5 protein-coding genes and 1 pseudogene are annotated in these 6,432 nt (G+C 69.2%); 1 reads left to right on the top strand and 5 read right to left on the bottom strand.

Translation table 11 applies throughout. From position 1 onward, the window contains the following. The 3 genes and pseudogenes from FHP29_RS21600 to glf all read right to left on the bottom strand — a co-directional run. A pseudogene (locus FHP29_RS21600) lies at positions 1 to 262 on the bottom strand (hypothetical protein); the annotation flags it as partial. After that, on the bottom strand, positions 259 to 2,271 hold the full coding sequence (locus FHP29_RS06855) for a glycosyltransferase (RefSeq protein WP_139622125.1): 2,013 nt from the start codon (positions 2,269 to 2,271) through the stop codon (positions 259 to 261). The pseudogene FHP29_RS21600 and the gene FHP29_RS06855, both read right to left, overlap by 4 nt. Further along, positions 2,268 to 3,470, bottom strand: coding sequence for a UDP-galactopyranose mutase (gene glf / locus FHP29_RS06850; protein WP_192903983.1), 1,203 nt, complete (start codon positions 3,468 to 3,470; stop codon positions 2,268 to 2,270). Before glf ends, FHP29_RS06855 begins: the two co-directional genes overlap by 4 nt. 98 nt (positions 3,471 to 3,568) lie before the next feature. Between glf and FHP29_RS06845 the strand changes: the two genes are divergently transcribed. Next, a complete protein-coding gene (locus FHP29_RS06845; protein WP_139622123.1) occupies positions 3,569 to 4,699 on the top strand; it encodes a phosphatase PAP2 family protein in 1,131 nt (376 codons plus the stop codon). Here FHP29_RS06845 and FHP29_RS06840 read toward each other — a convergent pair. Further along, positions 4,608 to 5,498, bottom strand: coding sequence for a glycosyltransferase family 2 protein (locus tag FHP29_RS06840; RefSeq protein ID WP_139622122.1), 891 nt, complete (start codon positions 5,496 to 5,498; stop codon positions 4,608 to 4,610). The genes FHP29_RS06845 and FHP29_RS06840 overlap by 92 nt on opposite strands. After that, on the bottom strand, positions 5,495 to 6,403 hold the full coding sequence (locus FHP29_RS06835) for a glycosyltransferase family 2 protein (RefSeq protein ID WP_240044363.1): 909 nt from the start codon (positions 6,401 to 6,403) through the stop codon (positions 5,495 to 5,497). Before FHP29_RS06835 ends, FHP29_RS06840 begins: the two co-directional genes overlap by 4 nt. Positions 6,404 to 6,432: the final 29 nt, after the last annotated feature.

Raw genomic sequence — 6,432 nt, 5'->3', positions numbered from 1 at the left:
AGTTCGGGATGTCCGCGTGCAGGTTGAAGATGAACCCGACGACGAAGTAGTAGATGAAGAACTGCGTCAGCGGGTTGATGTAGGACCAGAGCAACCCCAGGAACGAGCCCTGGTAGCGGGCCGTGATCTCCCGGGTGACCAGCAGCTTGAGCAGGTAGCGCCGGTGGAAGACGCCGATGAGGCCGTTGTCGGCCGACGGCGCCCGCAGCGGCGGGAGCCCCGCCTCGTCCGCGTCCGGGGCGTCGGGGGTGCTCGTGGTCATCGCCCCTCCCCCTCCGTCCACGGGGCGAAGGTCTTCTCCCACGTCTCGGGCGAGGTGATGTCACCGAGGGCTGCTCGGTACTGCGCGGCGATGTCGTCCCAGTCGCGGCGGAACCGGTTGTGCAGCTCGACGGTACGACGGACCAGCGCCTTGTAGCGGTCGCGATCGCGCTGGTAGAGCGCAGCGGAGGTGCCGTCGTTCATCGAGACGACCGCGGAGTCGAAGCTGGCGATGCGGTACCACTTGGCGTCCATCGCCCGGATCTCCACCTCGGGGAACTCGCGGGAGAGGTCGCGGGGCTTCTTCAGCTGGCGGATGGGCGCGAGCCCGGCGGTGATCGCCTTGGACAGCCGGCCGGGGACGTCGCTGAGGTCCTTGCCCTTGCGGGGCGGCTTCTCGCGTCGTACGGGCGGGAAGTCGTCGGGGTCGGCGTGCAGCTGCGCGTCGGTGAACTGCTTGCGGAACGCGTTGACCTCGGCGAGGCGGGTGCCGAGCATCCCGTGCAGGCCGTGCGGGCCGGCGAGCACGTCCTCGAGCGCCTGGATCCGCAGCTCGACGGTGGAGTACTGCATCGAGACCAGGTGGGCCAGGTCGAAGGCGAAGCTCTCGTGCAGCAGCCGCCCGCCGCGCGGGTAGCGGGAGTGCAGCAGCGCCGCGACGAACCGGTTGCGCTGGTGGAAGTAGGCCTGCCAGTCGAGGGCGTCGTTCTTGTCGGTCCACGGCACGTGCCACACGGCGGCACCGGGGAAGGTCACCGTCGGTACGCCGGCGGCCCGGGCCCGCAGGCCGTACTCGGAGTCGTCCCACTTGATGAACAGCGGCAGGGAGAGGCCGATGTCCTCGAGCACCTGGCGCGGGATCATGCACATGAACCAGCCGTTGAAGTCGACGTCCTGGCGCTTGTGCAGCCAGCGCGCGGAGCGCAGGTTGCGCGCGCCGAAGTCCCAGTCCTGGAAGCCGTCCTTGGGCGACATCCACCAGAACCGGTAGGGCTGGACGATCTCGCCGAAGCTGTGCAGCCGGCTCTTGGCGAAGAGGCTGAACATGTGGCCGCCGACGATCGTAGGCCGCTTGGCCAGGTCGCCGAAGGTGACGGCGCGGATGATGCCCTCGGGCTCGCAGACGACGTCGTCGTCCATCATCATGGCGTAGGTCGCGGTGCCCTTGCGGACCGACTCGAGCTGGCCGCGGGCGTAGCCGCCCGAGCCGCCGAGGTTGCCCTGCTGGAGCACCCTCAGCCGGCCGTCGAGGCCGGTCTCCGCGTCGGGGAAGAACTCGCTGTCGCGCACCAACTGGGTGCCCTGCTCCATCACGAAGACGGTGTCGAGGTAGGGCAGCAGCTCGGGTGTGCCGAGCTGGGCGAGCAGCTTGGCGCAGAAGTCGGGGCGGTTCATGGTGGTGATCGCCAGGTCGACGGTGCCGTGGTCGGCACGGTCCGCCGGGACCGCTGCGGTCCACTCGGCGGACTCGACGGTGACGTCGCCGTGGCCGGCCACGACGTCGTACCAGTACCAGCCGCCGTCGATGAAGGGGCCGAGCGTGAGCTCGAAGGTCAGGGTCGTGGGGCCCTCGGCCTCGGTCACCCCGCTGTCGACCTTCTGCTGGCGGCCGTTGGCCATCGACTTGTTGACGATGACGGTGGCGCCGGAGCCGCGCACCGTGACGGTGAGGGTCACCGCCGTGACGACGCTCCAGCGGCGCCAGTAGCTGGCCGGGAAGGCGTTGAAGTAGGTGCCGAACGACACCTTCTCCCCCGACGGCACGAGCACCGCCGTGCGGGACAGCACCTGGTCGGGGCGCACCGCGCGACCGGTCGAGGTCTTCTGCCGGATGGATGCGTTGTTGAGCTCCTTGGCCGCGCGCGAGCCGCCGACGACGTACTTGTCCTCGTCGAGGTTGGGCTCCTCACAGTCGAGGTAGAGCGGCAGGACGTCCGGGTCGGTGTCGGTGGGGAGGATCTGGCGCTGCAGCAGGCGCTGCACGGTTCCGCCGCTGGTCGGGTCCGTCATGCGTCCACTCCGCCACTCTTGAGCTCGGCGCCTTCGGCGAAGTGCGGCTTGAGCTTGTTGTCGTACATCGACAGCGCGGCCGCGATCGCCATGTGCATGTCGAGGTACTTGTACGTGCCGAGGCGGCCGCCGAAGAGCACCATCGGCTCCTTGTTGGCCAGGTCGCGGTACTTCAGCAGCTTGGCGCGGTCCTCGGCGGTGTTGATCGGGTAGTAGGGCTCGTCGCCCTCCTCGGCGAACCGGCTGAACTCGCGTACGACGACGGTGCGGCCCGGCTTGTAGGACGCGGCACGCTCGGGGTGCAGGTGCTTGAACTCGAGCTCGCGGGTGAAGGGGACCTCGGCGTCGTTGGCGTTGACGACGCCGGTGCCCTGGTAGTCGTCGACGTCGAGGGTCTCCTGGACCAGGTCGACGGTGCGCCAGGACAGGCGTCCCTCGCAGTTGTCGAAGTACTCGTCGACCGGGCCGGTGTAGACGATCGGGACCTTGCCCTTGTAGTCGTCGGCCACGTCGAAGAAGTCGGTGTCGACGCGCACCTCGATGTTCGGGTGGTCGGCCATCCGCTCGAGCCAGGCGGTGTAGCCGTCGACCGGGAGGCCCTCGTAGGTGTCGTTGAAGTAGCGGTTGTCGAAGTTGTAGCGCACCGGGAGGCGGGTGATGATGTCCGCGCTCAGCTCGGTGGGGTCGGTCTGCCACTGCTTGGCGGTGTAGCCCTTGATGAACGCCTCGTAGAGCGGGCGCCCGATCAGGGAGATCGCCTTCTCCTCGAGGTTCGTGGCGTCCCTGGTGTCGATCTCGCTCGCCTGCTCGGCGATGAGCGCGCGGGCCTCGTCGGGCGTGTGGCTCTTGCCGAAGAAGGTGTTGATCAGCGCGAGGTTCATCGGCAGGGAGTAGACCTGGCCCTGGTAGCGGCCGAACACCCGGTGCTGGTAGTTGGTGAACGAGGTGAACCGGTTGACGTACTCCCACACCCGCTCGTTGCTCGTGTGGAACAGATGGGTGCCGTACTTGTGCACCTCGATCCCGGTCTCGGGGTCGAACTCGCTGTAGGCGTTGCCGCCGAGGTGGTAGCGGCGCTCGAGGACCAGGACCCTCAGGCCCAGATCGGCTGCGCAGCGCTCCGCGATGGTCAGGCCGAAGAATCCGGAGCCGACGACGACCAGATCGGGGAGGTCGGGGTTCGACGAGGTTGGAGACACGATCGGTGAGTTTACGGACCCGCGCGCCGGTTCCCCATTCGGACGCGCGGTCGGGTGCTGTCAGGCTTGCCGAGAGCCACGACGCATATCCTGTTCTGGTGTATACCCACCAGACGGCCGGACGCGGCGCTCCATCCTTCGCGCTCGCCTGGCTCGCCGGCCTCGGGCTGGCCGTCCTGACCGTGGTGTTCTCCTTGATCGAGGACATCCCGATCCAGGACCCCGACAGCCTGATCCCGGGCTACATCCGCTTCCCCGCGATCGTGCTCGGCGCGATCGCCATCGACGTGGTGCCCCGCACCTTCCTCGGTGCCGGCCGCCCCGGCGGAGGCTGGCCGGGCCGGCTCCGCACCACCTTCCGCACCGTGGTGCGGGAGCGGTGGCCGTTGGCGCACTGGAAGTTCGCGCTCAACGGCGTCATCGCCTGGTACCTGTGCTACGCCGCCTTCCGCAACGTGAAGAGCATGGCGCCGTTCGTCCACGAGAACATCTACGACGAGCCGCTGGCCGACATCGATCGGTTCCTGTTCGCGGGCCACGACCCGGCCGCCGTACTGCACGCCTGGTTCGGCACCGGGCTCGCCGCCCACTTCTTCTCCGCCGTCTACATCGTGTGGATCGCGCTGGTCCCGGTCTCGATCGCGATCGCCCTCGTGTGGACCAGGCACACGCGTGCCGGTGAGTGGTATGTCACGGCCGTCGCCGTCGACTGGGCCCTCGGCGCGCTGCTGTACGTGCTGATCCCGACGGTCGGCCCGATCTACTCCGACAGCAGCTCCTTCGCGGCGCTGCCTGACACCTACGTGAGCAGGCTCGCGGACTCGATGTGGGACGACCGGGTCGACACCCTCGCCACCCACGGCGAGTCCGGCCTGCAGACGATCGCGGCCTTCGCGTCCCTGCACGTCGGCATCATGATGACGATCTGCCTCGTCGTGCAGGCGGTCAAGCTGGCCCGCTGGGTGCGGATCACCGCGTGGACCTTCTTCGGCCTGACCGTGCTCGCGACGGTCTACCTCGGCTGGCACTTCTTCGTCGACGTGATCGCGGGTGCCGCCCTGGGTGCGTTCGCGGTGTGGATCGCCGGCATCGCGACCGGCAACCGGGTCGGCCTGCGCGCCCGCCTGGTGCCCGACCTCAGCGCGTCGGACGGGCCCGCATCCGCCAGCCATCCCGAAGCGCTCGCGTCACGTTCGCTGCCTCGGCCCGACCGCCCCGCAGCGGACTGAGCAGGACCACGACCAGCGCGATCAGCGCCGGCTTGAGCCGGACGAGCGGGTTCTCGCCGTACCTGAAGTGCACGACGAACAGGTTGCGGTACATGTAGTACCCCTTCCAGCCGGCGAGGTCGTGCTGCTGGTCGAAGTCGAGCTGGCGGACGAGGACCGCGTCGCGCACGGCGCGGATCGCGAACCCGGCCCGGCGGGCGCGGATCGCGAAGTCCACGTCGTCGTAGAAGATGAAGAAGGACGCGTCGGGCAGGCCGATCCGGTCGATCACCTCGCGCCGGACGAGGAAGCCCTCGAAGGCGACGTTCTCGACCTCGACGGTCGCAGGCATCGCCGCGCGGCTGGGGTACGTCGAGTCGATGCTGGCCGTCTTGGGGCGGATGGCCAGCGGGTTGCGCAGGTCGAAGCGCAGGGCGGCCTTCTCGACGAGCGCGCCGGCGCGGTCCTCGCGGACCGCGATCAGGCAGGAGCCGTCGGCCTCGAGCAGCCGGGTCAGGCAGTCGGGGGCGGGGACGACGTCGTCGTCCATCAGCCACATCGCGTCGTAGCCGCGCTCGTAGGCCGTCTGGAGGCCGAGCCGGAAGCCGCCCGCTCCCCCGAGGTTGTCGGTCGTGTGGATGGCGACCAGGCCCGGAAGGGTGCTGCGCTCGAGCACCTCGCGGGTGTGGTCGGTGCTGGCGTTGTCGACCACGAAGACCGCGTCGGGCGCACGGTCCAGGGCGCTGAGCCCGGCGAGCATCCCCTCGAGCAGGTCGGCCCGGTTGTAGGTGACGACGACGACCGCGACCTGCTCGCTCATCGCAGGTACCTCCGGTGCCCGGTGAAGTCGCCGCGCAGCCCCGCGACCGCGGCGCGGGCGCTCAGCGGGATCCGTGCCGGCTGCGGCTTCGTGAACAGGTAGAACCACAGCGTCTTCAGCCAGAACAGCAACACGTGCACCCAACCGCGGTAGGCGCGCAGGTTGAGCGTGTTGTTGCGGGCCATGCAGTAGTGCTTGAGGTCGCTCGGGGTGTGGTTGTAGGTCGTGCGCCCGAACATCATCGGCGTCCCGAGGTCGTCGGTGGCCGGGTGGAGGAAGCGGGCGTCGACCACGGTGGCGATGCGCGCACCGGCCCGCTGCGCGCGCCAGAGGTACTCCACGTCGTCGCCCCAGATGAAGAACTCCTCGCGGGGCAGGCCGATCCGCTCGACCAGGTCGCGGGTGACGAGCACACCGTTGAACGGGATCACGACGTCGTCGATCAGCCCTTCGCGCGCGGCACCCTCCACGGCGGCCATGTCGTGCACGACGCGCGTGCCGCCGGGCAGTCGGATGGGGAAGCAGAGGCGGGAGGGGTCCTGTTCGGCCAGCACGGCCGGACCGCAGAACTCCAGGCCGTCGCGCTCCACCCGCTCGAGGAGCAGGTCGAGGCAGTCGGAAGCCGGCATGCCGTCGTCGTCCATCAGCCACACCAGCTCGGCACCCTCGCGCACGGCCCACGCCAGCCCGTGGTGGAAGCCGCCCGCACCTCCGGTGTTGGAGGCGAGCGTCTGGTGGCTCACCCTCTCGTCCGCCAACTCCGCCAGCCACTCCCCCGTGCCGTCGGTCGACGCGTTGTCGACGACGAGGATCCGCTCCAGTCCGGCGGTCTCCTGCAGCCGTGGGACGAGTCGCTGCAGCATCGCCAACCTGTTGAAGGTCACCACGACGGCCTGGACTCGCACGGCCGTCACCCTACTGGCCGGGTCGGCCG

The sequence above is a fragment of the Nocardioides albidus genome (genome assembly GCF_006335005.1).
Lineage (GTDB): Bacteria > Actinomycetota > Actinomycetes > Propionibacteriales > Nocardioidaceae > Nocardioides > Nocardioides albidus.
The sequence above is the reverse complement of the archived record's forward strand: the minus strand, read 5'-3'. Positions and strand labels throughout refer to the sequence as shown.